27 protein-coding genes and 2 riboswitches are annotated in these 25932 nt (G+C 73.8%); of the genes, 19 read left to right on the top strand and 8 right to left on the bottom strand.

Translation table 11 applies throughout. The annotated features are described in order from the left end of the window. Nucleotides 1–24: 24 nt before the first annotated feature. Nucleotides 25–402, bottom strand: coding sequence for a DUF3253 domain-containing protein (locus tag ABD831_RS02680; protein ID WP_142176363.1), 378 nt, complete (start codon nt 400–402; stop codon nt 25–27). A gap of 175 nt (nt 403–577) precedes the next feature. Continuing rightward, nucleotides 578–1111, bottom strand: a complete 534-nt coding sequence (locus ABD831_RS02675) for an aminoacyl-tRNA deacylase (RefSeq protein WP_344941115.1) — start codon at nt 1109–1111, stop codon at nt 578–580. Nucleotides 1112–1164: 53 nt separating this feature from the next. Here ABD831_RS02675 and ABD831_RS02670 point away from each other — a divergent pair, with 53 nt between their 5' ends. The 3 genes from ABD831_RS02670 to hutI are packed head-to-tail and all read left to right on the top strand — an operon-like array spanning nt 1165 to nt 4960. Then, nucleotides 1165–2427, top strand: coding sequence for an allantoate amidohydrolase (locus ABD831_RS02670; RefSeq protein ID WP_344941112.1), 1263 nt, complete (start codon nt 1165–1167; stop codon nt 2425–2427). Continuing rightward, a complete protein-coding gene (locus ABD831_RS02665; RefSeq protein ID WP_344941109.1) occupies nt 2424–3758 on the top strand; it encodes a formimidoylglutamate deiminase in 1335 nt (444 codons plus the stop codon). The genes ABD831_RS02670 and ABD831_RS02665 overlap by 4 nt, the downstream gene beginning before the upstream one ends. Further along, the gene (gene hutI, locus ABD831_RS02660) at nt 3755–4960 is read left to right on the top strand and encodes an imidazolonepropionase (protein ID WP_344941106.1); all 1206 of its coding nucleotides are present in this window, start codon (nt 3755–3757) and stop codon (nt 4958–4960) included. Before ABD831_RS02665 ends, hutI begins: the two co-directional genes overlap by 4 nt. Here hutI and ABD831_RS02655 read toward each other — a convergent pair. Both ABD831_RS02655 and ABD831_RS02650 read right to left on the bottom strand, forming a co-directional pair. Continuing rightward, nucleotides 4957–5166: a DUF1918 domain-containing protein gene (locus tag ABD831_RS02655; protein WP_142176371.1), complete on the bottom strand. Its 210-nt coding sequence runs from the start codon at nt 5164–5166 to the stop codon at nt 4957–4959. The two genes, hutI and ABD831_RS02655, sit on opposite strands and share 4 nt — an antisense overlap. Before the next feature lie 91 nt (nt 5167–5257). Continuing rightward, nucleotides 5258–6688 carry an MBL fold metallo-hydrolase RNA specificity domain-containing protein gene (locus ABD831_RS02650; protein ID WP_344941102.1) on the bottom strand — a complete coding sequence of 477 codons (1431 nt, stop codon included), beginning with the start codon at nt 6686–6688 and terminating at the stop codon, nt 5258–5260. Between the two features lie 186 nt (nt 6689–6874). Between ABD831_RS02650 and ABD831_RS02645 the strand changes: the two genes are divergently transcribed. Then, a complete protein-coding gene (locus ABD831_RS02645; RefSeq protein WP_344941100.1) occupies nt 6875–8059 on the top strand; it encodes a sensor histidine kinase in 1185 nt (394 codons plus the stop codon). A 44-nt stretch (nt 8060–8103) separates the two neighbouring features. Then, entirely contained in the window at nt 8104–8757 is a 654-nt protein-coding gene (locus ABD831_RS02640) for a response regulator transcription factor (RefSeq protein WP_344943008.1), read from the top strand. 21 nt (nt 8758–8778) lie between these two features. On the opposite strand, the gene ABD831_RS02635 is transcribed toward ABD831_RS02640, so the two are convergent. Then, nucleotides 8779–9294: a DUF1918 domain-containing protein gene (locus ABD831_RS02635; protein ID WP_344941098.1), complete on the bottom strand. Its 516-nt coding sequence runs from the start codon at nt 9292–9294 to the stop codon at nt 8779–8781. Between the two features lie 170 nt (nt 9295–9464). Here ABD831_RS02635 and ABD831_RS02630 point away from each other — a divergent pair, with 170 nt between their 5' ends. Continuing rightward, nucleotides 9465–10493, top strand: coding sequence for a zinc-dependent alcohol dehydrogenase family protein (locus tag ABD831_RS02630; RefSeq protein WP_425582772.1), 1029 nt, complete (start codon nt 9465–9467; stop codon nt 10491–10493). Between the two features lie 100 nt (nt 10494–10593). On the opposite strand, the gene ppdK is transcribed toward ABD831_RS02630, so the two are convergent. Beyond that, nucleotides 10594–13317: a pyruvate, phosphate dikinase gene (gene ppdK, locus ABD831_RS02625; protein WP_344941096.1), complete on the bottom strand. Its 2724-nt coding sequence runs from the start codon at nt 13315–13317 to the stop codon at nt 10594–10596. A gap of 248 nt (nt 13318–13565) precedes the next feature. Next, on the bottom strand, nt 13566–14027 hold the full coding sequence (locus ABD831_RS02620; RefSeq protein ID WP_344941094.1) for a DUF4235 domain-containing protein: 462 nt from the start codon (nt 14025–14027) through the stop codon (nt 13566–13568). 62 nt (nt 14028–14089) lie between these two features. After that, a riboswitch (TPP riboswitch) is annotated at nt 14090–14206 on the top strand. Between the two features lie 89 nt (nt 14207–14295). On the opposite strand from ABD831_RS02620, the gene ABD831_RS02615 reads away from it, so the two are divergent. The 7 genes from ABD831_RS02615 to ABD831_RS02585 all read left to right on the top strand — a co-directional run bounded on the left by ABD831_RS02615 (nt 14296) and on the right by ABD831_RS02585 (nt 22029). Further along, a complete protein-coding gene (locus ABD831_RS02615) occupies nt 14296–14910 on the top strand; it encodes an ECF transporter S component (protein WP_142176385.1) in 615 nt (204 codons plus the stop codon). Beyond that, the gene (locus ABD831_RS02610) at nt 14891–17263 is read left to right on the top strand and encodes an ATP-binding cassette domain-containing protein (protein ID WP_344941091.1); all 2373 of its coding nucleotides are present in this window, start codon (nt 14891–14893) and stop codon (nt 17261–17263) included. Before ABD831_RS02615 ends, ABD831_RS02610 begins: the two co-directional genes overlap by 20 nt. A gap of 55 nt (nt 17264–17318) precedes the next feature. Continuing rightward, on the top strand, nt 17319–17846 hold the full coding sequence (locus ABD831_RS02605; protein ID WP_344941089.1) for a hypothetical protein: 528 nt from the start codon (nt 17319–17321) through the stop codon (nt 17844–17846). Nucleotides 17847–17848: 2 nt separating this feature from the next. Continuing rightward, complete coding sequence (locus ABD831_RS02600; protein WP_344941087.1) at nt 17849–18445, top strand: histidine phosphatase family protein; 597 nt, start codon at nt 17849–17851, stop codon at nt 18443–18445. After that, the gene (mptB, locus tag ABD831_RS02595; RefSeq protein WP_344941085.1) at nt 18438–20087 is read left to right on the top strand and encodes a polyprenol phosphomannose-dependent alpha 1,6 mannosyltransferase MptB; all 1650 of its coding nucleotides are present in this window, start codon (nt 18438–18440) and stop codon (nt 20085–20087) included. Before ABD831_RS02600 ends, mptB begins: the two co-directional genes overlap by 8 nt. 45 nt (nt 20088–20132) lie before the next feature. Further along, nucleotides 20133–20654, top strand: coding sequence for a hypothetical protein (locus ABD831_RS02590; protein ID WP_344941082.1), 522 nt, complete (start codon nt 20133–20135; stop codon nt 20652–20654). A 160-nt stretch (nt 20655–20814) separates the two neighbouring features. After that, nucleotides 20815–22029 carry a pyridoxal phosphate-dependent aminotransferase gene (locus ABD831_RS02585; protein ID WP_344943002.1) on the top strand — a complete coding sequence of 405 codons (1215 nt, stop codon included), beginning with the start codon at nt 20815–20817 and terminating at the stop codon, nt 22027–22029. 12 nt (nt 22030–22041) lie between these two features. Here ABD831_RS02585 and ABD831_RS02580 read toward each other — a convergent pair whose 3' ends face one another. Further along, a complete protein-coding gene (locus tag ABD831_RS02580) occupies nt 22042–22326 on the bottom strand; it encodes a hypothetical protein (RefSeq protein WP_142176397.1) in 285 nt (94 codons plus the stop codon). Between the two features lie 15 nt (nt 22327–22341). On the opposite strand from ABD831_RS02580, the gene ABD831_RS02575 reads away from it, so the two are divergent. From ABD831_RS02575 to ABD831_RS02550, 6 genes are all read left to right on the top strand, one after another. After that, nucleotides 22342–22779, top strand: coding sequence for a hypothetical protein (locus ABD831_RS02575; RefSeq protein ID WP_344941078.1), 438 nt, complete (start codon nt 22342–22344; stop codon nt 22777–22779). A gap of 24 nt (nt 22780–22803) precedes the next feature. Then, nucleotides 22804–22880: riboswitch (Fluoride riboswitch) on the top strand. Nucleotides 22881–22944: 64 nt separating this feature from the next. Next, nucleotides 22945–23487: a universal stress protein gene (locus tag ABD831_RS02570; protein ID WP_344941075.1), complete on the top strand. Its 543-nt coding sequence runs from the start codon at nt 22945–22947 to the stop codon at nt 23485–23487. Beyond that, nucleotides 23478–23960, top strand: coding sequence for a CrcB family protein (locus ABD831_RS02565; RefSeq protein WP_344941072.1), 483 nt, complete (start codon nt 23478–23480; stop codon nt 23958–23960). The genes ABD831_RS02570 and ABD831_RS02565 overlap by 10 nt, the downstream gene beginning before the upstream one ends. Nucleotides 23961–23971: 11 nt before the next feature. Continuing rightward, nucleotides 23972–24337, top strand: coding sequence for a fluoride efflux transporter FluC (locus ABD831_RS02560; protein ID WP_344941069.1), 366 nt, complete (start codon nt 23972–23974; stop codon nt 24335–24337). Between the two features lie 76 nt (nt 24338–24413). Next, nucleotides 24414–25427 carry an LLM class flavin-dependent oxidoreductase gene (locus ABD831_RS02555; RefSeq protein ID WP_344941066.1) on the top strand — a complete coding sequence of 338 codons (1014 nt, stop codon included), beginning with the start codon at nt 24414–24416 and terminating at the stop codon, nt 25425–25427. Between the two features lie 49 nt (nt 25428–25476). Continuing rightward, nucleotides 25477–25902 carry an OsmC family protein gene (locus tag ABD831_RS02550; RefSeq protein ID WP_142176403.1) on the top strand — a complete coding sequence of 142 codons (426 nt, stop codon included), beginning with the start codon at nt 25477–25479 and terminating at the stop codon, nt 25900–25902. The last annotated feature ends 30 nt before the right edge of the window (nt 25903–25932 follow it).

Raw genomic sequence — 25932 nt, 5'->3', positions numbered from 1 at the left:
GGGTGGTGGCGTCGAGCGGAACGCTCAGCGGGGGCGGCGGACCTTGATCGGGCCCTTCGCGTGGTCGGGGTCGATGACCTGCCCTCCCTGCGTGATCTCGGCTCGACCGGCCGCGACGAGCCGCCGGGCGGCGTTGCGGGCCGGCTCGACGAGCTCCTCCCAGCCCGCACCACCGACCGCCTTCGCCGCCTCTGACGGGTCGACGGAGGCCGAGTCGGCGTGGGCCTCGACGAGCGCCTGGACGGTGTCCTCGAGCTCGATGTCGACGGGGGTCAGGCCGTGCTTGCGGCAGTTGTCGGAACACCAGCGCACCGAGTCCCAGTCGCGGGCCCACGCCTTGCGCCAGGTGATGGTGCGGCCGCAGCGGGCGCAGGGTTTGGTGGGCAGCGGGGCTCGGGACATGGCACCCAGTCTGGGCCATCGTGGCCTCTCGACGGTCGACAGGCGGCCGGACGTGGCCACTCGACGTTGCGCAGGCGGCGAAGTCCGGCCTCTCGACGGTGACGAGAGGGCGGAACGTGGCCTTTCGACGGTTGGCAGGTTTGGCAGGTTTGGCAGGTTTGGCGGGCTTGGGAGGTCAGGGGGCCTTGCGGACCTCTTCGTCGGAGATGTCCGCGACGGTGGCGTCGAAGAGGCGGATCACGTCGTCGCCCTGCACCGTGAGCCCGACGCCGTGAGCGCCGCCGCCGATCGAGATGCGACGCCCGACGAGGTGGCTGTCGGCGATGACCGGCAGCCGGGTGGCCGACCCGAACGGCGTGATGGTGCCGCGCTCGTACCCCGTCACGGCCCTGGCGGCCGCGGCGTCCGGCATCGAGATGCGGTTCGTGCCGAGCAGGCCGCGCACCTTGGCCCACGAGAAGGTGCGGTCACCGGGGACGAGGACGAAGACGTGGTCGTCCTCGGCGCGGCGCACCACGAGGGTCTTGATGAGGTCGCGCGGTTCGATGCCCCGCGCCGCAGCCGCCTCCTCGAGGCTCGAGACGCGGCCGTGCCGGGTCACCGTGTGCTCGATGCCGGCTGCGACGACGGCGTCGACCGCCGGCGTGCGGATCTCGCCGGACTCACTACGCTCGGCGGTGCCATCACGGCCATCACGGTCAGGGTCCATGGGACAGAGCCTAGTTACCGGGCCGCGCGCAGGCGCCGGCCCGACGAGGAGTGGTGATCGACGTGACGACGAGCTTCGACCGGATGTGGGCCGACCTCGAGCCCGTCGGGCGGGACGGTGCCACGGGCGGCTACCGCCGCTTCGCGTGGACCGGGACCGACCACGACCTGCGCGAGTGGTTCGCCGGCGAGTGCGCGGCGCGCGGGCTCGACCTCGTCGAGGACCGTGCCGGTAACCAGTGGGGCTGGTGGGGCGACCCCGACAGCACGCCGGGCGTCGTCATCGGCTCGCACCTCGACTCGGTCCCCGACGGTGGCGCCTTCGACGGCCCCCTGGGGGTCGTCAGCGCCCTCGCCACCGTCGACGCGCTGCGCGACGCGGGAGTCGCGCCCGACGTCCCGCTCGGTGTCGTCAACTTCGTCGACGAGGAGGGCGCCCGCTTCGGCATCGCCTGCGCGGGATCCCGCATCATCACCGGCGCCCTCGACGCCGACCGCGCCCGGTCGCTGACCGACGCCGACGGCGTCTCGATGGCCGAGGCCTGGCGCAGGGCGGGGCGCGACCCCGAGACCCTGGGGCGTGACGACGAGGCCGTGCGGCGCGTCGGCCGCTTCGTCGAGCTGCACGTCGAGCAGGGCAAGTCCCTCGCGCTCGCCCCCGACGGCGGCGACGACCTCGCCGACCCGTCCCGTGCCGTCGCCATCGGCACCGACATCTGGCCGCACGGACGCTGGCGCATCGACATCCCCGGCGAGGCCAACCACGCCGGCACCACCCGCATCGAGGACCGCCGCGACGCCATGGTCGGCCTCGCCGACGTCATCCAGGCGGCGCGGTCGTATGCCGTGGGGCTCGGCTGCGTGGCCACCGTCGGCAAGGTGGCCGTCGTCCCGGGCGGCGTCAACGCGATCGCGAGCCGTGTCACGGCCTGGCTCGACGCGCGCGGTCAGAGCGAGCACGTCGTGCACGCGGCGGTCGACGCCGTGTCGTCGGAGGCCGCCCGGCTCGGGGCCACGACGACCCAGGAGTCGTGGACCCCGACGACGACCTTCGACCCGCGACTCGTGGAGCGGCTGCACGGCATACTCCCCGACGCGCCGATGCTCGGTACGGGCGCCGGCCACGACGCGGGCATCCTCGCGACGCACGGGGTGCCGAGCGCGATGCTCTTCGTGCGCAACCCCACAGGTGTTTCACACTCACCCAGCGAGTCCGCGAGCCTCGAGGACTGTCACCATGGGGTCACGGCCCTCACCGCCGTCGTGACCGAGCTGTGCACAGGGAAGGACCCCGAGTCTATGAGCGTGGCCCGATGACTGCTTTCTGGTGCGAGAGTGCTTGGCTGACAGGGGGACTGGCGCACCGCGTGCGCCTCGTGACCCAGGACGGCCTGCTCAAGGACGTCCTCGTCGACGCCGACCCGCTGCCCGACGACATCCGCCTCGCGGGGGTGACGCTGCCCGGCATGGCCAACGCCCACAGCCACGCCTTCCACCGTGCCCTGCGCGGCCGCGTCAACGGCGGCGGCGGCAACTTCTGGAGCTGGCGCGAGCAGATGTACGCAGCGGCGGAGCAGCTCAACCCCGACACGTACTTCGCGCTCGCGCGGGCCGTCTTCGCCGAGATGGTGCAGGCGGGCATCACGGTGGTGGGCGAGTTCCACTACGTCCACCACCGTCCCGGTGGGCAGCCCTACCGCGACCCCAACGCGATGGGTCTCGCGGTGCGCCAGGCGGCCGACGAGGCCGGCATCCGGCTCACGCTGCTCGACACGTGCTACCTCGAGGGCGGCCTCAACGGCGGCGGCCACGTCGAGCTGCACCCCGGGCAGCTGCGCTTCAGCGACGGCACCGTCGACGCGTGGGCCGAGCGCATGTCGTCGCGCCGTCCCGAGACCGACCGCGTGCGCCTCGGGGCCGCGATCCACTCGGTGCGCGCGGTCAGGCGTCAGGACCTGCCCCGGGTCGTCGAGGCGGCGGGCAACCTGCCGCTGCACGTCCACCTCTCCGAGCAGCACGGCGAGAACCTCGCGTGCCAGATGTTCTACGGCGCGAGCCCGACCCAGCTGCTCGACGAGGCCGGTGCGCTCGGCGCCCACTCGACGGCCGTCCACGCCACGCACCTCGAGGACCGCGACATCGAGCTCATCGGCGGCACCGGCACCGGAGCGTGCTTCTGCCCGACGACCGAGCGTGACCTCGCCGACGGCATCGGCCCGGCCCGGGCCCTGCACGACGCCGGCAGCCCGCTGTCGCTGGGGTCGGACCAGCACGTCATCATCGACCCGTTCGAGGAGCTGCGCGGCCTCGAGATGCACGAGCGGCTCATCACCAACGAGCGCGACCGCTTCTCGGCCAACGACCTGCTCCTCGCGGCCTCCTTCAACGGCTACCGGTCCCTCGGCTGGTCCGACGGCGGCCACCTGAGCAAGGGCGCGCTCGCCGACTTCGTCACGGTGCGCACCGACACGGTCAACACGGCGGGCGCCGCGCACGACCAGATCATCTATGCCTGCGTCGCGTCAGACGTCTCCACCGTCGTCGTCGGTGGTGACGTGGTCGTCAGCGACGGCCACCACCGGATGGGCGACGTCGGGCGGATGCTCGTCGGCGCCATCGACCGGGTGGCCGGGGGCGTCCCGGTGTGAGCCTGCTCCTCACCGGCATCGCCGAGCTGACGACGAACGACCCGGCCCGCGGCGACGGCCACGCCGCCCCCGGCGACGCCCTCCTCGGCATCGTGCGCGACGCCGCGCTCGTCGTGTCCGGACCCGGTCCCGGAGCCGAGGTCGAGTGGGTCGGACCCGCCTCCGAGGCGCCTGCCGCCGACGAGCGCCGCGACCTCGGCGGCCGTGCGGTCATCCCCGGCTTCGTCGACTCGCACACCCACCTCGTCTTCGCGGGCGACCGCTCCGCGGAGTTCGCCGCGCGGATGACCGGCACGCCCTACGACGGCGGCGGCATCGCCGTCTCGGTCGCAGCGACCCGTGCAGCGAGCGACGACGAGCTGCGCGCGCTCGTGGCCGCCCGGGTCGCCGAGATGCGGGCCCAGGGCACGACGACGGTCGAGATCAAGAGCGGCTACGGCCTGACCCTCGAGGACGAGCTGCGCAGCCTCCGCATCGCGCGGGAGTTCACCCCGCACACGACGTTCCTCGGCGCGCACGTCGTGCCACGCGAGTTCGCGACGGATCGTGCGGCCTACGTCGACCTCGTGACCGGTCCGATGCTCGACGCGGTCGTCGCCGACGGGCCGACCGCACTGGCCGAGAGCATCGACGTCTTCTGCGAGCCGCACTCGGCGCACGCGTTCGACGGCGACGAGGCCCGCACGATCCTCGAGGCCGGCCGCGCCGCGGGCCTGTCGCTCCGCGTCCACGGCAACCAGCTCGGCCACGGGCCGGGCGTCCGCCTCGCCTGCGAGCTCGGTGCGCGCAGCGTCGACCACTGCACCTTCCTCGACGGCGCCGACGTCGAGGCGCTCGCCGCCGCCCGCGGGACCACGGTCGCGACGCTGCTGCCCGGGGTCGAGTTCTCGACGCGCTCGCCCTACCCCGACGCGCGGGCGCTCATCGACGCGGGCGTCGACGTGGCGCTCGCGAGCGACTGCAACCCCGGCACGTGCTACTCGTCGTCGATCCCTTTCGCGATCGCGCTCGCCGTGCGCGAGATGGGGATGACGCCGGCCGAGGCGCTGCACGCCGCGACCGCGGTCTCCGCCCGGTCGCTCGGCCTCGACCGGCGCATCGCACCGGGGCAGCCGGCCGAGCTGGCCGTCCTCGACGCACCGAGCCACCTGCACCTCGCCTACCGCGCCGGGGTGCCGATCGTGCGCGCGCTCGAGCTCTAGCTGCTCGCCGGCTCGTCGTCGGGGTGCTGGCAGCGCAGCACCGACCCGGGACCTGGGTGGATCAGGCCGGTGTGGCCGTCGGACCACTCCACGACGTAGGGGGGAGCGCCGCCCTCGCCCTTCACCTCCCGGATGACGCCCTCGCGCGTGCTCTGACCCACGTGCTCCGCGGCCATCGTGATGCGGTCACCGACCCGTGCCTCCATGGCACACCTCCTCGCGCTGAAGATCCCCTCCTAGGAGACCACCTCCGGACCCGCGCCGGTAGGTCTTCGCCGGTGAGAGTGGCCGGCGGCCTCAGTCCAGCAGCACCCGCTCGCCGTACCGCGGCACCGAGACGGCACAGTCGAACCGATCGCGTATGCCGTCCGCCAGCGCCCGCGCCGCCGCGGGCTCCCCGTGGACGACGTGGACGCTCTCCGGAGGCCGCGGCATCTCGCCGATCCAGGCCAGCAGCTCGTCGGCGTCGGCGTGGACCGAGAAGTCGTCGAGCGTCACGACCTCGGCGCGCACCGGGACGTAGCGCCCGGCCATCTTCAGCTCCCGGACGCCCTCCTGCAGGTCCCGGCCCCGCGTGCCGATCGCCTGGTAGCCGGTGAGCAGCACGGTGTTGCGGGCCTGGGGGAGCAGGTGGCGCAGGTGGTGCACGACCCGGCCGCCGGTCGCCATGCCGGAGGCCGACACGATGATGCACGGGGTGCCCGGCGTGTTGAGCCGCATCGACTCCTCGGCGCTGTGCGCGGTCCGCAGGCCCGACAGCCGCTGCATCCGGGCCAGCGCCTCGGGCCGGACCTCAGCGGCGTGCGCCGGGTCGCGGTAGATCTCGAGTGCGGCGAGCGCCATCGGGCTGTCCACCCAGACCGGGACGTCGGGGATCGCGCCGGACTCCGCGAGGTCGGCGATGGCGAGCAGGACGATCTCGGTGCGGTCGACGGCGAAGGCCGGCACGACGACGCTGCCGCCACGGCGGATCGTGCGCCGGATCGCCTCCGCCATGACGCGGTGCTCGGGGTCGACCTCGGGGTGTGCCCGGTCGCCGTACGTCGACTCGACGACGACGGTGCGGGCCGCGGGCGGGCGGGCCCGCGGGAGCAGGACCGGGTGGTCGGGCCGGCCCAGGTCACCGGAGAAGAGCACGCTCGCGTCGCCCATCCCGACGAGCACGCTCGAGGAGCCGAGGATGTGGCCGGCCGGCACGAAGGTCACCGACACGTCCGCAGTGGCCGCCCCGCCTCCCGGGGCGGCCAGCCGGACGACCGGGTCCCGGCCCACGGGGTGGATCGAGGCGACGGCCACGTCCGCGTCGGCCACGGTGTAGAGGGGGAGCGGCGGGTCGTGCTTGGACCAGCCACCGCGCCGGGCACCCTCGGCCTCCTCCTCCTGCAGGTGTGCGCTGTCGCGGAGGATGACGGCCGCCAGGGCCGCGGTCCCGGCCGTCGCGTGGACCGGGCCGGCGAAACCGGCCCGCACGAGTGCGGGCAGGTAGCCGCAGTGGTCCAGGTGGGCGTGGGTCAGGGCCATCGCGTCGATCGATGCCGGGTCCACGGGCGGGGCCTCCCAGTTCAGCGCCCGCCAGCGGCGCTCCCCCTGGTAGAGGCCGCAGTCGACCATGAGCCGACTCCCCTCGCCGTCGAGCAGGAACTTGCTGCCGGTGACGGTCCCGGCGGCGCCGAGAAACGTCAGGGCCGGCGCCCGCCCGTGCCGCCGTGGTCTCTGGTGTGCGTCCATGGCCCCTCCTCGGGTCCTCCTCCATCGTCCTCCCGGGGCGGGTCGGGGGTGGGCGCATGCCGGCGTGATGATCGAGACACCCCGGCGGGGAGTGCCCAGCATCTACCGCCCACCCACGACCCAGCTACGGCCCATCTACGACCACGGTCTGACGAACGGGGACGAGGCGCCTCGTAGGCTCGGGGCGTGAGCGAGGGGAACGTCTACGACTGGCTGCAGCGCCGACCCCTGCTCCTCGACGTGCCGCTCGCGGTCGTCCTGGCGCTGCTCGGGCTCGTCGTGCTCGGCGAGGGACACGGGATCGGCTGGGCTGTCGTCGGGCTCGCCAACCTCGCGCTCGTCTGGCGTCGCACCCGACCGGCGCTGGCGTTCGCCGTCGTCAGCGTCGCCCTCGCGCTGCGGGTCGTGCCGACGAGCAGCCTGCTGCCCGGTGACATCGCCTTCCTCGTGGCGCTCTACTCCCTCGCTGCCTACGACCGGCGACGCGGCGTGCGCCTCGCGGGCCTCGCCGTGGCGGCGCTGGGCTCGGCCATCGCGGGCCTGCGCTTCTCGGCCACGAGCGGCCGCGTGCCCGGACCGGGCGAGTTCGTCTTCACCTACCTGGCCTGCGCCGCCGGGTCGGTCGCGGCCTGGGCGCTCGGAGACCTCAAGCGCGCCCGCCTCCAGCGCCTCGCCGACCTGCAGGACCGCGCCGAGCGGGTCGAGCGGGAGCGTGACCAGGAGCTGCGCCTGGCCGCCCAGAACGAGCGCGCGGCCGTCGCCCGGGAGATGCACGACGTCGTCGCGCACGCCCTGTCCGTCATCGTCGTGCAGGCGGACGGCGCCGCGTATGCCGCCGAGCGCAGTCCCGACGGCGCGCTCGCCCGGTCGGTGGGTGCGCTCGAGACCATCGGCGCGACGGCGCGGGACGCCCTGGGCGAGACCCGGCGACTCGTCGGGGTGCTGCGCGACCCGCAGTCCGGTGCCGAGCTCGCACCGACCGGCGGCGTCGCCCAGCTCGACGACCTCGTCGCAGGCGTGCGCGCAGCCGGGGTGCCGGTGACCTTGACGGTCCGGGGCGCCGAGCGGCAGCGACCCGTGGGACTCGACCTCGCGGCATACCGTGTCGTGCAGGAGTCGCTCACCAACGTCATCAAGCACGCCGGCCCCGGCGCGAGCGCGGCCGTGGACGTCGACCAGACTGATTCGCTGCTGCGGATCTCCGTGTGCGACAACGGAGTCGGGCCGACAGGTGCGGACGATGGCCGCGGCCACGGGCTGCCGGGCATGCGCGAGCGCGTCGTGGTGCACGGCGGCACCCTGACGGCCGGGCCGCGGGCGGGCGGCGGCTTCGAGGTGCTCGCGACGCTGCCGACGGAGGGCAGGCGGTGACCGAGCCGACGACCGGCGGGGTGGCCGGCCGGCCGACCCGCGTCATGATCGTCGACGACCAGGCGCTCGTGCGGGCCGGCTTCCGGATGGTCCTCGACGCCGAGCCTGACATCGAGGTCGTCGCCGAGTGCGCCGACGGGCAGGCCGCCCTCGACGCGCTGCCCGGGCGCGAGGTCGACGTCGTGCTCATGGACATCCGGATGCCCCGGCTCGACGGCATCGAGGCGACCCGCCGGGTCGTCGCGCGGGCGGAGCCGCCCAAGGTGCTCGTCCTGACGACCTTCGACCTCGACGAGTACGTCTACGCGGCGCTGCGCGCGGGAGCGGCAGGCTTCCTGCTCAAGGACGCCGGGCCGTCGGAGCTGCTCGCGGCGATCAGGGCCGTCCACACCGGGGACGCCGTCGTCGCCCCCGGGCCGACGCGGCGGCTGCTCGACCGCTTCCTGCCGCTGCTCCCGAGCACGGCCGGCCCGACGGCGCTGGGCCGTCTCGACGTGCTCACCGAACGCGAGCGGGAGGTGCTCGAGGCGGTTGGGCGGGGGCTGAACAACACCGAGATCGCGGCGGCGCTCTTCGTCGCCGAGGCCACGGTCAAGACCCACATCGGCCGCGTCCTCGCCAAGCTGGGGCTGCGCGACCGGGTGCAGATGGTCGTGCTGGCCTACGAGACGGGACTCGTCCGCATCGGTGACGGCTGACGCACGCCGACCCGTTCGGGGTCACGTCGTCCTGACGTGCGCCTCCTCGCCGGTGCGCTGCTCGATGTCGTGCTCCGCCTCGACGATCAGCTGGTCGGCCAGGTGCCGCAGGGCTCGGGCGACGGCGATCTCGTCGCCGATGTGCCGGGAGGCCTGGTCGTCGCTCGAGCGGTGGCTCGCGCCCTTGGCGCTCAGGCGGTCCGGCGGGTCGGCCACGAGCACCACGGTCGCCTTCGTGTCGTCGCCGGACTCGAGCAGCGAGACCCGGACCTGCCACTCGCGGACGTGCTGCGTCGGTGCGTGCTCCGCCGGGTGCGTCGACGGTGCCGCCGTCGCAGCCTTCTCCTCGTCGGGCACGCCGAGGTGCAGCACCGCCCCGGGGCCGGGATAGATCAGGCCGGTGTGGCCGTCGGCCCACCGCACGACGAAGGGCGGGCCGCCGTCGGCCCCGCGGACCTCGAGCACCTCCCCGTCACGGGTGGGCTCGTCGACGTGCTCTGCCGCCAGCACGATGCGGTCTCCGACGTGTGCTCTCACGATGGCCTCCTCGATCGGTCTCAGATCAGGACAGCACCTGGCGGGTGGCCGTGCTCAGGGGCGAAGGGCTCCGGGCCGCGGGACCTTGGACCCTAGCCCGGTCGCGGGGCCCGGGCGTGGGATGGGGACACGTCGTGCGGTCGCACGACCGACGACCCGAGGGAGGCGCCATGGGCACCATGCAGGCGTGGGTCGTCGACGAGCCGGGGCCGCTGCGGCGGCACCCGCTCGTCAGGGCCGAGCTGCCGCTCCCGCAGCCCGGCCCCGGTGAGGTGCTGGTCCGGGTGCGTGCCTGTGGGGTGTGCCGCACCGACCTGCACGTCGTATCGGGGGACCTGCCGCGGCACCGGCATCGAGTCGTGCCCGGCCACGAGGTGGTGGGCGACGTCGCGCTGCTCGGCGACGGCGCCCACCGCTTCGCGCCGGGGGACCGGGTCGGGGTCGCGTGGCTGCGGAGCACGTGCGGCGCGTGCCGGTGGTGCCGGTCGGGGCGCGAGAACCTCTGCGCTGCATCGCGATACACCGGATGGGACGCTGACGGCGGGTATGCCGGGTGGACCGTCGTCCCGGAGGCCTTCGCCTACCGGGTCCCCGCGTCCTTCTCGGACGTCGAGGCGGCACCGCTGCTGTGCGCCGGCATCATCGGCTACCGGTCGCTGCGACGGGCGGAGCTGCCGCCGGGGGGACGGCTGGGGATCTACGGCTTCGGCGCGAGTGCGCACCTGACGGCGCAGGTCGCCGTCGCCCAGGGCGCCGAGGTGCACGTGCTGACCCGGGGCGCCGGGGCCCGTTCGCTCGCCACGGAGCTCGGTGCGGCCTCGGTCGGCGGACCCTACGACGCGCCCCCGGTGCCCCTCGACGCCGCGATCCTCTTCGCACCGGTCGGCGAGCTCGTCCCGGTCGCCCTCGAGGCGCTGGCGCCCGGCGGCACCCTCGCGCTGGCCGGCATCCACCTCAGCGACATCCCCGTGCTCGACTACCAGCGCCACCTCTTCCGGGAGCGCTCGGTGCGCAGCGTCACGAGCAACACGAGGCAGGACGGCGAGGAGTTCCTCCTGCTGGCCGAGCGGCTGCGGCTGCGCGTGGCCACGACTCCGGTGCCGCTGGGCGAGGCGGACCGAGCACTCGACGACCTCGAGGCCGGGCGCGTGCACGGGGCAGCCGTCCTCGTGCCGGACCACCCGGCTGAGTCCGGCTGACTCCGGCTGACCCCGGCTGACCCGCCCCGTCGACGGTTTCGGGGGCGCCATCCGGGGGGAGCACGCCCGGATGGCGCCGCGTCCAGCGAGTGGCGGCGGGTCAGCGCGTGTCGGAGGTCGGCCGCGGCGCCCCGGAGAGCAGGACGGCCTGGCGGCCCGCCTCGAGGCGCACGACGGGGATCCGCGGTGGCGAGCAGGACAGGTAGTCGATGCCGGTGCGGGCGAAGAACCCGATCGAGGCCGGGTCGCCGGCGTGCTCCCCGCAGGCCCCGAGCCCCAGCCCGGGGCGCGCACGCCGCCCGTCCCGCGCCGCCATCGCCACCAGGGCCCCGACCCCCGCCTCGTCCAGCGTCTTGAACGGGTCGGTGGCGAGGATCCCGGCCTCGCGGTAGGCCGCGAGGAAGTTGGCCTCGGCGTCGTCGCGGGACATGCCCCAGCTCGTCTGGGTCAGGTCGTTCGTGCCGAAGGAGAAGAAGTCGGCGTGGTCGGCGAGTGCAGCCGCGGTCAGGGCGGCGCGGGGCAGCTCGACCATCACACCGATGGGGAGGTGCAGGGACGCGTCATGGGCACGGGCGACGTCCGCGACGATGCCCTCCATCCGCTCCCGGGCCGCCGTCAGCTCGGCCACGTCGGCGACGAGCGGGACCATGAGCTCGGGACGCACGTCGTGACCAGCGGCACGGAGCGCGATGGTGGCCTCGGCCAGGGCGCGCACCTGCGCGTCGATGATCTGCGGCAGCACGGTGAGCAGACGCACGCCGCGCAGCCCGAGCATCGGGTTCGACTCGTGCCACCGCCGGGTCGTCGAGAGCCGACGCTCGAGCGCCGCGTCGAGCGTTCCACGCTCCGCCGCGACGGCGGCTTCGACCGACAGGTCGACGAGGTCCGGGAGGAACTCGTGCATGGGCGGGTCGAGCAGCCGCACGACGACCGGCAGGCCCTCCATCGCCACGAGCAGGCTCGTGAACTCCTCCAGCGCGAGCGCCTCGATCTCGGCGAGGGCGCCGGCCCGGTCGTCGTCGGTGACGAGCCGCTCGACGAGCACGCGGCGCTCGCCGAGGAGCATGTGTTCGGTGCGGCACAGCCCGATCCCCTCGGCGCCGAAACGCCGTGCCGCCCGGGCCTCGTCGGGGGTCTCGGCGTTGGCCATGACCCCGAGGCGACGCCGCAGGTCCGCGTGCGCGAGGAGCGTCAGCACGGCCCGAACGGTGCTGTCCGAGATCTCGGCGGTGTGCGGGACGCCTTGGCTGATCGCCGTCGACACGGCGCTGGGCTCGACGTCGCGCTGGCCGGCATACACCTCACCCGCGGTGCCGTCGACCGAGACGACGGTGCCCTCCGGCAGGCTCACCCCGCCGGGGAGGGTGGCCACCCGGGCGACGGGGTCGACGACGAGTCCCTCGACCCCGGTGACGCAGGTGCGCCCGAGTCCACGGGCCACGACGGCCGCGTGCGAGGTGAGGCCACCGCGCGAGGTGATGACGGCCCGTGCGGCGAGCAGGCCGCCGAAGTCGTCGGGACTCGTCTCGGGCCGGGCCAGCACGACGGCGCGCCCGATCGCGGTCCACTCCATCGCGGTGGCGGAGTCGAAGACGAGCTGCCCGTAGGCGGCACCCGGGCTCGCCGCGAGGCCGTGGGCGAGCGGCGTCAGTCCCTCCTGGCTCGCGAAGGTCGGGTGCAGCAGCGTCTGCAGCTGCGTCCCGTCGACACGCGTCAGGGCCTCGTCGAGGTCGATCAGACCCTCGTCGACGAGCTCGACGGCGATCCGGAACGCGGCGGCGGGGCTGCGCTTGCCGAGCCGGGTCTGCAGGATCCACAGACGGCCCTGCTCGACGGTGAACTCGACGTCGCAGAGGTCGCGGTAGTGCTCCTCGAGCGTGCGCAGGTGCGTGCTCAGCTCCTGGTGCAGAGCCGGCTCGCGACGCCCGAGCTCGGACAGGTCCATCGGGCTGCGGCTGCCGCTGACGACGTCCTCGCCCTGGGCGTCGGGCAGGTAGTCCCCGAAGACTCCGGGTGCTCCGCTGACGGGGTCTCGGGTGAAGCAGACGCCGCTGCCCGAGCGCTCGCCACGGTTGCCGAACACCATCTGCACGACGTTGACGGCGGTCCCGAGGTCGTCCGGGATGCCCTCGAGGGCCCGGTAGAGACGGGCCCGTTCGCCGTTCCACGAGGCGAAGACCGCGACGACGGCGCGGTGCAGCTGCTCGCGCGGGTCCTGCGGCAGGTCCTCGCCGGTGCGCTCGTGCACGAGCCACCGGAACCCTGCCGTCAGCCGTTCGAGGTCCGCGGCGTCCAGCTCGGCGTCGGTGGCCGCTCCGGTCTGCTGGCGCAGCCGCGTCAGCTGCTCGTCGAAGAGAGCCCCGTCGACGCCGAGCACGGTGCGGCCGTACATCTGGACCAGCCGGCGGTAGCTGTCCCACGCGAACCGGCCCTCGCCGCGGGCGACGAGCGCCGCCGCCACAGCGTCGTTCATCCCGACGTCGAGAACCGTCTCCATCATCCCCGGCATCGAGAAGCGGGCGCCCGATCGCACCGACACGAGCAGCGGCGCGGACGGGTCGCCGAAACGCAGCCCGGAGCGGCGCTCGAGGTCGACCATCGCCGCCTCGATCTGGTCCCACAGGCCGTCGGGCTCGCGGGCCCCCGCCAGCCAGGCCCGGCAGGCCTCCGTCGTGACGATGAAGCCCGGCGGCACCGGCAGACCGAGCCGTGACATCTCAGCGAGCCCGGCGCCCTTGCCACCCAACAGGGCCGCCATCGTGCGGTCGCCCTCGTGGAGCTCCAGCACGAACGGTCGTGCGGTGCGCTCCTGTGTCGTCGTCATGACTCCTCCAGTGCTCGCTTTGCTCGGGTGGCCGGCGCCGCCGCGGCAACCCGAGTGCGCGGCACACGCCCCTCCCGTGCATCGTCCGTCGGTGTCTGCGAGCCTCGACAGGGGCTTTGGTCCCATCCGCTGCCGGCACCCAACGCGCAGCGTGGAGGAGGCGGCCTTGGTCGGGGTGCTCGTCATCGTCGCCCGGGTGCACGGCACCGCCCGCCGCCGAAGGCTGGCGACGGGCTGAGGGAGACGCCCTAGCTGCGGCCGGTGGCCTTGTCGATGGCCTTCTGGGTCGCCTTCTCCGCCTTGGCCTTGCCCTTCGCGAGCTTGCGTGAGGCCTTCTTGTCGGTGGGGGAGACCTTCTCGTCCTCGAGCGCGCTCGGCAGGTGGCCCGTCGAGCGACGGTAGTAGGAGGCCGCGCCGCGCTCCGCGGCGACGCGGGCCGCGGCGACGGCCATCGAGGACAGGGCCGTGAAGAGGATGACGTCGCGGGTGCGCTCGCGCTCGAAGTCGCCCTTGACCGGCACGTTGCGGCCGGTCGCCAGCTTCCAGCCCTTCTGCGCCGCGTCCGTCGCGACCTTCGTGGCGATGATGGTCGAGCCGACGCTGAGCAGCTTCCAGACGGGCCCGCCCGCCGGGGTGCGCGGCGCGGCGGCGGCCTTGGCCTTCGCCCTACCCAGCTGCTTGGCGGCCTTCTTCGAGTCCTTGGAGCCCATGCCGAGACTGTACCCACGCCGGCCGGAGTAGAGTCACCCCCACAACTGAACAGCACCACCACCCATCACGACAGGGGAGCGCGAAACGCGCTGAGAGTGCGGCAGCCCGAAGGGCCGAGCCGCAGACCCTCGAACCTGCTCCGGTTAGCACCGGCGAAGGAAGTCGGTATTTCTCAGGCCACCGCACGGCACACGTCAGCGACGTGTCCCGTCCGGCTGGCTTCCCCCAGGTATCCATCTGCCATCACTGGAACCCGGGAGACACACCATGTCCACCACCATCACCGCGAGCGGGCCGCTGACCCGCTGGCGCACCATCGACCTGCTCACCTGCGCCTTCCTCGGCGTCGCCTTCGGCGTCGCCTACTGGGCGTGGGGGCTCGTCTACGCCGTCCCGTCCAACGCCGTCTCGGCGGCCTTCCCGCCCCTCGGCGCCCTCTTCAACTGGCCCTGGCTCGTGGCCGGCATCGTCGGGATGCTCATCATCCGCCGTCCCGGCGCGGCCGTCTTCACCGAGCTGCTCGCCGCCATCGTGTCGGCCCTCATCGGCACCCAGTGGGGCCTGGCGACGCTCGTGTCCGGCTTCGTCCAGGGCCTCGGTGTCGAGCTCGGCTTCGCCGTGTTCGCGTATGCCGTGTACAGCTGGGCGCCGCTGCTGCTCGGCGGCTTCCTCGGGGGCGCCTTCGAGGCCGTCTACGAGTGGTACTCCTACTGGACGGACTGGGGCTGGGACTACAAGATCGCCTACCTCGTCCTGCTCGGAGCGTCGGTGGCCGTCTTCGGCTCGCTCCTCGCCGTCGGCCTGACGCGGTTGCTCGCCGCCGCCGGTGCGCTGAACCCGTTCCCGCCGGGCCAGGAGGTCCGTGAGCAGCGAGCCGTCTGACCGGTTCGAGGCAGACGCGCCGATGGCACGAGAAGCCGAATACCTCGACGCACGGTCGCCGTCGGTGTCCTCGGGCCTCGGCGTGCGCGTGCAGGACCTGACGTGGCGACCCTTCGGTCGCTCGCGTCCGGTCCTCGACGGCATCCACCTGACCCTCGAGCCCGGCGAGCGCGTGCTGCTCGCCGGGCCGAGCGGGTCGGGCAAGTCGACCCTGTTGCGCGCCGTCGCAGGCCTGCTGCTGACGGCCGACGCCGGCGACCTGTCCGGCACCGTGACCGTGGGCGGCCGTGCGCCGCAGGACGTTCCGGGCTCGGTGGGCCTCGTCCTGCAGGATCCCGGCGCCGGAGTCGTGGCCTCGAGCATCGGTCGGGACGTGGCCTTCGGCCTCGAGAACGTCTCACTGTCGCGCCGTGACATGCCCTCACGCGTCGCGGCCGCGCTGCGCGAGGTGGGACTGACGATGTCGCCCGACAGCTCGCCGGCGACCCTGAGCGGCGGTGAGTCCCAACGCCTGGCGCTGGCCGGGGCCCTCGTCATGGAGCCCTCGGTGCTGCTGCTCGACGAGCCGACGGCGATGCTCGACGCAGCCACCGCGAGCGACGTGCGGGCCGTCGTCGCCGACGTCGTGACGCGGCGCCGCCTGACTCTCGTCGTCGTCGAGCACCGCCTCGACGGCTGGCTCGACCACGTCGACCGTCTCGTCGTGCTCGACGCGTCGGGCGCGGTCGTCGCCGACGGCGAACCGAGGTCGGTCCTTGCCGAGCACGGGGAATCCCTTGCAGCCCAGGGCATCTGGGTCCCAGGCGTCGCCGACCCGGAACCTCTGGTGCTGGCCCTGGACCCCGCACCCGACGCGGCAGCGGGTCGGGTCCACCCGGGGCGGGTCGTCGCGGCAGCATCGGCCGTGCGGGTCGAGCACCGCAGCCGGCGGCTCGGCGGCCCGTCGCGCACGACGCTCGCCGTCGACGGCACCGACCTCGAGGCCCGGGCCGGCCGCTCGGTCGCGCTCGTCGGCCCGAGCGGTGCGGGCAAGTCCTCGCTCATGGCGGCACTCGGTGGGCTCGTCGAGCCGGCCGCGGGCGCCGTCGACATGGCGCTGCCGCTCACGCCGGCCGAGTCCGGCGACCGCGCCGCCGCCCGCGACCGGCTCGCGCCACCCGACGAGTGGTCCTCGACCGACCTCGCCCGAGTCGTGTCCTGGGTGCCGCAGCGCGCGGCGACCTCGCTCGTGGGCCGGACTGTGCGCGACGACGTGCTGACGACCCCCCTCGCCCTCGGGCACGACCCCGACGTCGCCGGGCGACGGGTCGACGCCCTCCTCGCCTCGCTCGGGCTCGCCCACCTCGCCGACGCCGACCCGCGCCAGCTCTCCGGCGGCGAGCAGCGACGCCTGGCGATGGCCTCGGCCGTCGCGCACGGGCCGGCGCTCGTCCTCGCCGACGAGCCGACCGTCGGGCAGGACCGGCTCACGTGGGCGGCCGTCTCCGGTGTGCTGGCAGCAGCGCGCGACGAGGGTGCCGCCGTCGTCGTCACCACCCATGACCCCGGCGTCGTCGACGACGCCGACCACGTCGTCCGGCTCTCCGCCCCGCCCCAGCCGCCCGCCGACCCGGAGCCCGAGCGTCGCCCGCTGCTCGCCCGGGCCGGCCCGCTCGCGCTGCTCGCGGCCGCCCTCTGCGTCCTCCCGCTGCCCGCACTGCTCGACACGTGGCGCCAGGGCCTCGCCGTGCTCGCCGTCGAGGTCGTGCTCGGACTCGTGGGCCTTCTCGCACCGGGTCCCGGCCGCGCTCCCGCCGGACGCCTGCGTGACGTCCTCGTCCGGCTGGCCCCGGCGAGCCTCGCCGTCCTCGGCGTCGCGTGGTCCGCGTGGCTCCTCGGCGGACGCGACCTCGAGGTCGCGTCGGGCGCGGCGCTGCGGGTGCTCTGCCTGCTCGTGCCGTCCGCCGTCGTCGTCGGCTTCCTCGACCCCGAGGCACTCGGTGACCACCTCGCCCAGCGGCTCCGGCTCCCGGCACGACCCGTCGTCGCGGCGACCGCCGCGCTCCAGCGGCTCCAGTCGTTCGACACCCTCTGGGGCGAGCTCATGACGACGCGCCGGGTGCGCGGCATCCGTTCGGACCGGGGGCCGCTCGCCCGCGGACGGGAGGCGGTCGTCGTCACCGGCGGCCTGCTCATCGGAGCCCTCGGCCAGGCGTCGGCGCTGGCCCTGGCCATGGACGCGCGCGGCTTCGCCGAGGCGCGGCGGCGCACGTGGGCGGGCGACGCGCCGTGGCGCCTGCCGGACACCCTCGCGCTGGGGGCCGGCCTTCTCGTCATCGCTTCAGCGGTCACGGCCCGGCTGCTGCTGCCCTGACCGCTGTGCGGGGCACAATGGGCGGCGCACACCTCCCGACAGGAAGGGGCCGCACGTGCCCATGCCAGGCCGTCCAGCCGTCCGTGGACACCGCGGCGCACCACGGGCGTATGCCGTGACGACCGCCGCGCTGGCCCTCTCGGCCTCGCTCGTGCTGACCGTCGCCGGGTGCGGCCAGCCCACGCCCTCGGGCGACTCCGTGGCGCCGACGGTCAGCGTGCCGGTGCAGCCGACGATCACGGCCGACACCCCGAGCGACGACGTGCCGGACCCGGCCGACACGACCGCGCCGAGCGACGGCGGCCTCTTCGACGCGGCCTCGAGCCTCACGAGCACGAACTGCGCTGCCAACGGCGAGTCGTGGAGCTTCTCCGGGACCCTGACCAACTCCGACTCCGAGGAGCACACGTTCACCGTGGCCGTCTTCCTCGTCAAGACGTCGGACGGCTCGGACGTGGCCGGCAAGGAGATCGACGTCAAGCTCGCGGCCGGAGCGGCGACACCGGTGTCCATCAAGAACTTCCACACCGGCTCCAGCACGGGCGTCGAGTGCCTGAGCGGCGTCACGGTGAAGGGCCTCTGAGGGTGCGGCTCTTCCTCGTGCGGCACGGCCAGACCCATGCCAACGTCGCCCGCCAGCTCGACACGGCCGTGCCCGGTGTCGACCTCACCGACGAGGGCCGGGCCCAGGCCCGGGCGCTCGCCGACCGGCTCGGCGCGGAGGACCTCGGCGCGATCTACACCTCCGACCTCGTGCGCACCCAGCAGACGGCGGCGCCGCTCGCCGAGCTGCTGGGCCTCGAGATGGTCGTGCTGCCGGGACTGCGCGAGATCCAGGCCGGCGACTACGAGATGTCCACCGACTGGCAGCCCTACATCGACGCCGTCATCCGCTGGCGCGACGACCCGGAGCACACGATCCCCGGCGGCGACAGCGGCGCCGCCTTCATGGAGCGCTACGACGAGGCGATCGCGCGCATCGCCTCCGACGGGCACGAGTCCGCGGTCGCGGTGAGCCACGGTGCCGCGATGCGGGTCTGGTGCTCCGCCTCCCTGGGGCTGGACGCAGAGTTCTTCGACGGGCGCCGCCTGGACAACGCCCACGTCGTCACGATGGAGGGTGACCCCGAGACCGGGTGGCGCCTGCTCGCCTGGGGTGACGAGCCGGTCACGCATGGTTGAGCGCCGGGCCCGTGCGTCCGGGTCCCCCGGTTCGTCGAGGGCTTCGCGGGCGCGCTGGGCGGGGTGCCTCGGCGGCGTGCTCCTCGCCGCGGCCTCGTGGGGATCGGGAGCGCTGCCGCGGCTGAACGTCGGGGTGCTGTGGCCCGGTGTCGCCACGTGGTCGGCCAAGGGTGGCTCACCCCTGCTCGCCACGGTGTCGGTGCTCGCGATGGCGGTGCTCGTCATCGCCTGGTGGCGCCTGCGCGACGCGGATGTCACCGTCCGGTGGTGGTGGGTGACGATCGCGCTGTGGTTCGCACCGCTCGTCGCGGCCATGCCGCTCTACAGCCGTGACCTCTACTCGTATGCCGCGCAGGGCCTGCTCTGGGACCAGGGCCTCAGTCCCTACGAGCACGCGGTGCGCGAGCTGGACTCGCCGTGGAGGGGGTCGACGGCGCCGACCTGGCTCGACAGCACGACGCCCTACGGCCCCGTGTGGCTGCTGCTCGCGCGCGCCGTCGCGGCGGTCTCCGGAGAGCTGTGGGTGGCCCTGCTGCTCCTCCGGCTGCTCGCCGTCGCCGGAGTCGTCCTCATGGCCTGGGCCGTGCCCGACGTCGCCCGCCGGCTCGGGTGGTCGCCCGTGCGGGCCCTGTGGCTGGGAGTGGCGGTCCCCCTCGTGGGGGCCCACTTCGTCGGGGGAGCCCACAACGACGCGCTCATGGTCGGCGCAGTCCTCGGCGGGCTCGCCCTGGCGCTGCGCGGCCGGTTCGCCGTGGCCTGCGTCGTCATCGCGCTCGGCGCCATGGTCAAGGTCCCCGCCGTCATCGCCCTGCCCTTCGTCGTGATCCTCTGGGCCCGCCACCTCGCGTCGGTGCGGACGTCGGGCAGGGAGGCGACGGCATACGCCCGATGGTCCGAGGTGGTGCGGGCCGGCGCCCTCACGGCCCTCTCTGCAGGCGTCCCGATGGTGCTCGGCGGCCTGCTGACCGGGCTCGGCTTCTCGTGGCTCAACCCGACCGGGACCCCGGGCAAGAACGAGCAGTGGACGTCCCTGCCCACCTCGATCGGGATCGCCGTCGGTGCGGTGGGGCACGTCCTCGGCCACGACGACTGGCGCGAGCCAGCGATCGCGGCCGCACGGGTCATCGCGCTCGTCGTCCTCGCCCTGCTGCTCGTGCTCGTCTGGCTGGCGGCGCTCAAGCCCGCCGATCCGCGGGGCCTGCGGGACGAGGACGGCGCCGAGGACGGCGACGAGGACGGCGACCAGGGCACGATGGCCGAAGCACGGCTACGGCCGGTGCGCGGTATCGCCTGGGCGATGCTCGCCGTCGTCGTGCTCTCCCCGGTGTTCCTCGGCTGGTACTACCTCTGGGTGCTGCCGTTCTTCGCGGTGTCGCTCGGGGTGCTCTGGCAGGCGCGGCTCGAGAGGCCCCTCGCCGTCGTCGCCACCGTCGTCTGCTTCGCCACCCTGCCCGAGGGCTACAGCCTCGGCCTGACGACGACCGCCGTCGGGGTGCCGCTCGCCCTCGTGGTCCTCGTCCTGCTGCTGCGCCGCGGGCTGCGCACCGCCCGCCGGACCGACTGGCGCCACCTTCTCGACCTCGACCGTCCCCTCGTGCAGCACCCCGGCGATCGCGCCCGGTCACGGATCGGCGACAGTTGACCGAGCCGCCCGGCCGGTCGCCGTCCGGTGTCCCACACTGTCCCGGTGAGTGACTCCGGCTTCGTCGACGAAGCCCACACCGGGCACCAGCGCCCGCAGGGAAGGGCGCCCCGCCCCGCTCGGCGCCGCCGCCCCGGACCCGTGGGCGCGGGCTTCGCGGTGATCGTCCTCGCGATGCTCGCCTTCGGCGCCTGGGCCTGGTCGGGACGCATGCACGCCGACGACGTGGCGGCCTTCGAGTCGCTGGCGCACGAGATCGACGAGCTGGACCACTCGATGACGCCACTGGGGCACAGCGAGATCCCGCCCTGCCGTGATGCCCCCGAGGGCACGGTGACCCGGAGCTACCCGGCGTCGACGGGGCCCCAGGCGGCAGAGCTCGTCGGCTACCTCGAGCAGAACGGGTGGGTGCGGCAGCGCTCGAACCTCCCGGTCTTCGCGCACCTGACGCGCCCCGCCGAGGGCCACCTGCTCACGATCGACGTGCTGGCTCCGAGCGACACCTCGCTCGTGGGGTCGCTGTCGGCCCGCAGCCCGGCCAGCAGCCTCGGCTGCCTCCTGCGCTGAACACTCCCCGGCCCCCAGTCGAGTGAGCGCCCCGCCCCAGTCGAGTGAGTGCCCCACCCCACCCGTCACGGGGCGGTCCGGCGCCCGGGTGACCCACGACATGGGCCACATGGTGGGAATGACGCAGCCCACGGCATACGCCGGTGGGACGCTGTACGGCATGCGCGCGGTGACCCAGAGCAAGAAGCTGCAGAACGTCTGTTACGAGATCCGTGGTCCCGTGCTGGCCGAGGCCAAGCGGCTCGAGGACGAGGGGCACCGCATCCTCAAGCTCAACATCGGCAACCCGGCGCCGTTCGGCTTCGAGGCGCCCGAGGACATCCTCGTCGACGTCATCCAGGAGCTGCCGACCGCGCAGGGCTACAGCGACAGCAAGGGCATCCTGTCTGCCCGGCGTGCCGTCAAGCAGCACTACGAGGTGCGCGACTTCCCGCCGGTGGGCGTCGAGGACATCTACCTCGGCAACGGCGTGAGCGAGCTCATCGTGATGGCGATGCAGGGGCTGCTCGACAACGGTGACGAGGTGCTCGTGCCGGCGCCGGACTACCCCCTCTGGACCGCGGCCGCGAGCCTGGCCGGTGGCACCGCCGTGCACTACGTCTGCGATGAGCAGGCCGGGTGGGCGCCAGACCTCGACGACATCCGCAGCAAGGTCACCGACCGCACGCGCGCCATCGTCGTCATCAACCCCAACAACCCGACCGGCGCCGTCTACCCGCGTGAGGTGCTCGCGGCCATCGCCCAGGTGGCGCGCGAGCACGAGCTGATCGTCATGGCCGACGAGATCTACGACAAGATCCTCTACGACGGCGCCACGCACACCTCGATCGCGTCGCTCGCCCCCGACCTGCTGTGCCTCACCTTCAACGGCCTGTCCAAGGCCTACCGCGTGGCCGGCTTCCGCTCGGGATGGCTCGCGATCACCGGGCCCAAGGAGCACGCGCGCAACTACCTCGAGGGTCTCGACATCCTCGCCAACATGCGCCTGTGCGCCAACGTTCCGGCGCAGCACGCGATCCAGGTCGCGCTGGGCGGCTACCAGTCGATCAACGAGCTGATCCTGCCCGGCGGGCGGCTGCTCGAGCAGCGCAACGTGGCCTGGGAGATGCTCAACCAGATCCCCGGGGTCTCGGTCACCAAGCCCGAGGGTGCGCTCTACCTCTTCCCCCGGCTCGACCCCAAGGTCCACGACATCCGCGACGACGAGCGCTTCGCCCTCGACCTGCTGCGCGACCAGAAGATGCTCATCGTGCACGGGACCGGCTTCAACTGGGCGAGCCCCGACCACTTCCGGCTCGTCTTCCTGCCACGGGTCGAGGACCTCGAGGACGCCGTCGGCCGGCTCGAGAAGTTCCTCTCGACGTACTCGCAGTAGGCGTCAGGCCGTTCAGCGGGAGGTGGCCCACCACTTGAGGAGCAGGCCGAGCACGATGCCCCAGACGACGGTGAGCAGCAGGCTGATGCCGACGGCGAGCAGTGCCGGCCGGCGGCCGCCGGGCTCGCGCCGCGCGAGGCTGAGCCCGGCCAGGGCGAGGCCGAGCAGCTGCGGCAGGAAGAGGACGAACCCGAAGACCACCGCCGACAGCGACGCGACGACGGCGCCGCGGGCGAGCGGTGCCTCCGCAGCCAGCCGGGCCGAGGCGGCGTCGCGGGGACGATCGGGCTCGCTCACGCGTTCAGGGTAACGATGAACGAGAGCACGTATGCCGTCCGCCGCGCTCCCTTGCGTCCGCGCGCCGTCTGCGCGGGGCTGGTGGGCCTCGCCGGCCTGCTGTCGCTGGGGGCGTGCAGCGGGTCCGAGCCCACGATGTCCGACCTCCCCGCCGGCGTGGCCAGCGCGCGCCCGAGCATCTCGGCCGAGGAGGCGGACTTCGTCCTCGCCGCCGAGAAGCTGGGTGCCGACGTCACCGGCGACAGCGTCAACGACGACATCGAGACGGGCACCACGACGTGCTGGGCGCTGAAGAACGGCGGTGTCGACCTCGCCCAGATCGCCGTGGACGACAGTGGCAAGCCGCTGCCCGACACCGGTGAGGCCCTGCGCACGAAGCAGCTCATGGCCGCAGGCGTGCAGACGTTCTGCCCCGACTACGACGACCAGGTGTCCCAGCTCAAGCTGCCCTGACCGTGGCGACGCCGTAGTCGGTAGGGTGGGCCCGGCGATGGATCCCGCCTGGGCGTCACGGACGTCCGAACCGCCGGCCGGCTGATGGTTCCTGTTCATCGGCGGCCCCTACCGGGCCGCCATCGATGGGCAGGTGTCCCGTCGTCGAGTGTCTGGAGAGTCCCGATGGGCGAGAGCGCCCCGCCACAGCCGCACCCCTCCCGCATCACCGACTTCGCCGGCCATCCGCTGGTGGTCGCCGTCCTGCCAGGACAGCCTGCCGTCGTCGCCCTGACCGCGGCGAACCTGGCTCGGGCCACGGGCGCCTCGGCGCTCTACTTCGCCTACGTCGACGAGTCGCGCTACGCGGACGAGGAGCACGCGGACGGCACCGTGCGCCACCTGTCCATCGACCCGGACATCGATGACGAGACGTGGCCGCGGCGGGAGGAGGAGCTGACCCGTCTCGTGGCCGGGTGGATGGAGGGGGAGGACGTCCCGTGGCACTTCCGCTACCTCGCCGGCCGGGTCGACCGGGCCCTGACGCACCTGGCGCGGGCCGTCGACGCGGCAGGGTTCGTCGTCGGCGCCCACGAGGGACGGCACCGCCGTCTCAAGGACTTCGTCAACGGCTCGACGGCCCTGCAGCTCTCGCACCACCAGCACCGGCCAGTGCTCGTCGTGCCGGTCGAGGTCGTCGACTGGGAAGGCCGCGCCCCGTGGCAGTGACCGACGGTCCCGCGGCCGCAGCGTCCCGCCGCAGGGGCCGTGGAGGGCTCGGTGGCTCTCCGCGGCTCGTCGCTGTCATCTTCGTCGGCGGCGCGCTGGGCACCTTCGCTCGCGCGGTCCTCGAGGACGCGGCCCCGGCCCGACCCGGTGCCGTGCCGTGGACGACCCTGGCCATCAACGTCGTCGGGTCCCTCCTGCTCGGCCTGCTGCTCGAGACCCTGGCCCGCACCGGTCCCGACGAGGGGTGGCGGCGCACGGCCCGCCTCGGGCTCGGCACCGGCGTGCTGGGCGGCTTCACGACCTACAGCACGTTCGCCGTCGAGACCGTGGGCCGCCTCGCCCCGCAGACCCTGCTCGTGGGCATCGCGTATGCCGTCGGCAGCGTCGTGTCGGGCGTGGCCGCTGCGGCCGTCGGCTATCGCCTGGCCCACGGCCTCCGCCGGTCCACCCCCGAGCCGGGCGCGCGCCGATGACGATGCTGCTCATGGCCCTCGCAGGTGGCGTCGGCGCCGCCACGCGCTTCGTCACCGACGCCGCCGTCGCGCGCCGCAGCCGCTTCCGGGTCCCGCTCGGGACGCTCGTCATCAACGTCACGGGGTCCTTCCTGCTCGGCCTGCTGACCGGCCTCTTCGCCCTGTCCTCGGCCGACTCGAGCGGTGCCACTCTCAAGGCGGTGATCGGCACGGGCTTCTGCGGCGGCTTCACGACCTTCAGCACCGCCTCCGTCGAGTCCGTGCGGCTCTGGCTCGCCGAGGGCCGAGCCACCGGCTTCGGGTACGCAGCGACCACCCTCGTCCTGGGCGTCGTCGCGGCAGCAACCGGCATCGGCGTGGGCCAGCTCCTCGGGTGACGGCACGGACGCCCGCACGCACCACACGGCATACGTCCTCGGAATACGACGACCGGTGCGGCCCGTTGGCCCACAGGTGAGTCCTTCCGCCAGAGCCCAGCTGAACATCCTCGACCTCGTGCCCGTCCTCGACGGGGGCACGGCCGGTGAGGCGATCGCCTCGACGGTCGACATCGCCCGCCACGCGGAGAAGTGGGGCTACCAGCGCTACTGGATGGCCGAGCACCACAACATGGTCGGCGTCGCGTCGAGCTCGACGGCGGTCCTCATCGGGCACGTCGCCGACCAGACCGAGTCGATCCGGGTCGGGGCCGGCGGCATCATGCTGCCCAACCACGCCCCCTACGTGGTGGCCGAGCAGTTCGGCACCCTCGCCACGATCCACCCCGGCCGCATCGACCTCGGCCTCGGACGCGCTCCCGGCACCGACCCGTTCACGACCCGCGCCCTGCGTCGCAACGAGGCCGCCGCGATGAACTTCGCCGGCGAGGTCGAGGAGCTCATCGGCTACCTCGGTGACCCCGACCCCGACGCCAAGGTGCGCGCCATCCCGGGTGAGGGCACGCGCGTGCCGATCTGGATCCTAGGCTCGAGCGACGGCGGCGCCCAGGTCGCGGCCTCGCTCGGCCTGCCCTACTCCTTCGCGTCGCACTTCGCGCCCGCTGCGCTGATGAGCGCGCTCGAGGTCTACCGCTCGCGCTTCACCCCGTCCACCGAGCCCGGCGGGCTCGACGCACCTCGGACGATGGCCGGTGTCAACGTCATGGTGGCCGACACGACCGCCGAGGCGGAGCGCCTCTTCACCAGCGTGCTCCAGCGCTTCCACGGCATCGTGACCGGTCGCCGCGCCGGACTGCCCGAGCCCGAGGGGGACATCGCGAGCCTCATGGCGAAGTGGTCCCCGGCCGAGCGCCAGGCCGTGAGCGAGATGACCCGCGTCTCGCTCGTCGGCACCCCCGACGAGGTGCGCGACGGTCTCGCCGGCTTCGTCGAGGCGACGGGCGTCGACGAGGTCATCGTCACGTGCGGTGCGCACGACCACGAGGACCGCCTGCGCTCCTACGAGCTGCTCGCCGACGCCTGGAGCTGAGCGCCGGACCGCCCAGCCACCCCTGCCCGCCCTCTGGAAGGCTTGAGCCATGAGCACCGACGCCCCCGACCTCCGTTCCGTCACGCTGACCCGCGACAGCCTGGGCCGCTACACCGCCCGCAACCGTCGCGGCGGCTCGATCACCGTCAGCTCGGGCACCGACGAGCTCTCCCCGGTCGAGCTGCTCCTCGCCGGCATCGCGGCGTGCACGGCCGTCGACGTCGACACCGTGACGAGCCGGCGCGCCGAGCCCGACGACTTCGAGGTCGAGGTCAGCGCAGACAAGGTGAAGGACGAGCACGGCAACCACCTGCAGGACATCACGGTGACCTTCCGGGTGCGCTTCCCCGAGGGGGAGGGCGGCGACGCGGCACGCGAGATGCTGCCCAAGATGGTCCAGCGCTCGCACGACGAGTGGTGCACCGTGAGCCGCACCGTCGAGCTCGGGACGAAGGTCACGACGAAGGTCGAGTGACCCTGCCGCCGACCGGCGGTGAGGCTGCGT

Origin of the sequence: Terrabacter ginsenosidimutans, from assembly GCF_039539425.1 — a bacterium.
Lineage (GTDB): Bacteria > Actinomycetota > Actinomycetes > Actinomycetales > Dermatophilaceae > Terrabacter > Terrabacter ginsenosidimutans.
The sequence above is the reverse complement of the archived record's forward strand: the minus strand, read 5'-3'. Positions and strand labels throughout refer to the sequence as shown.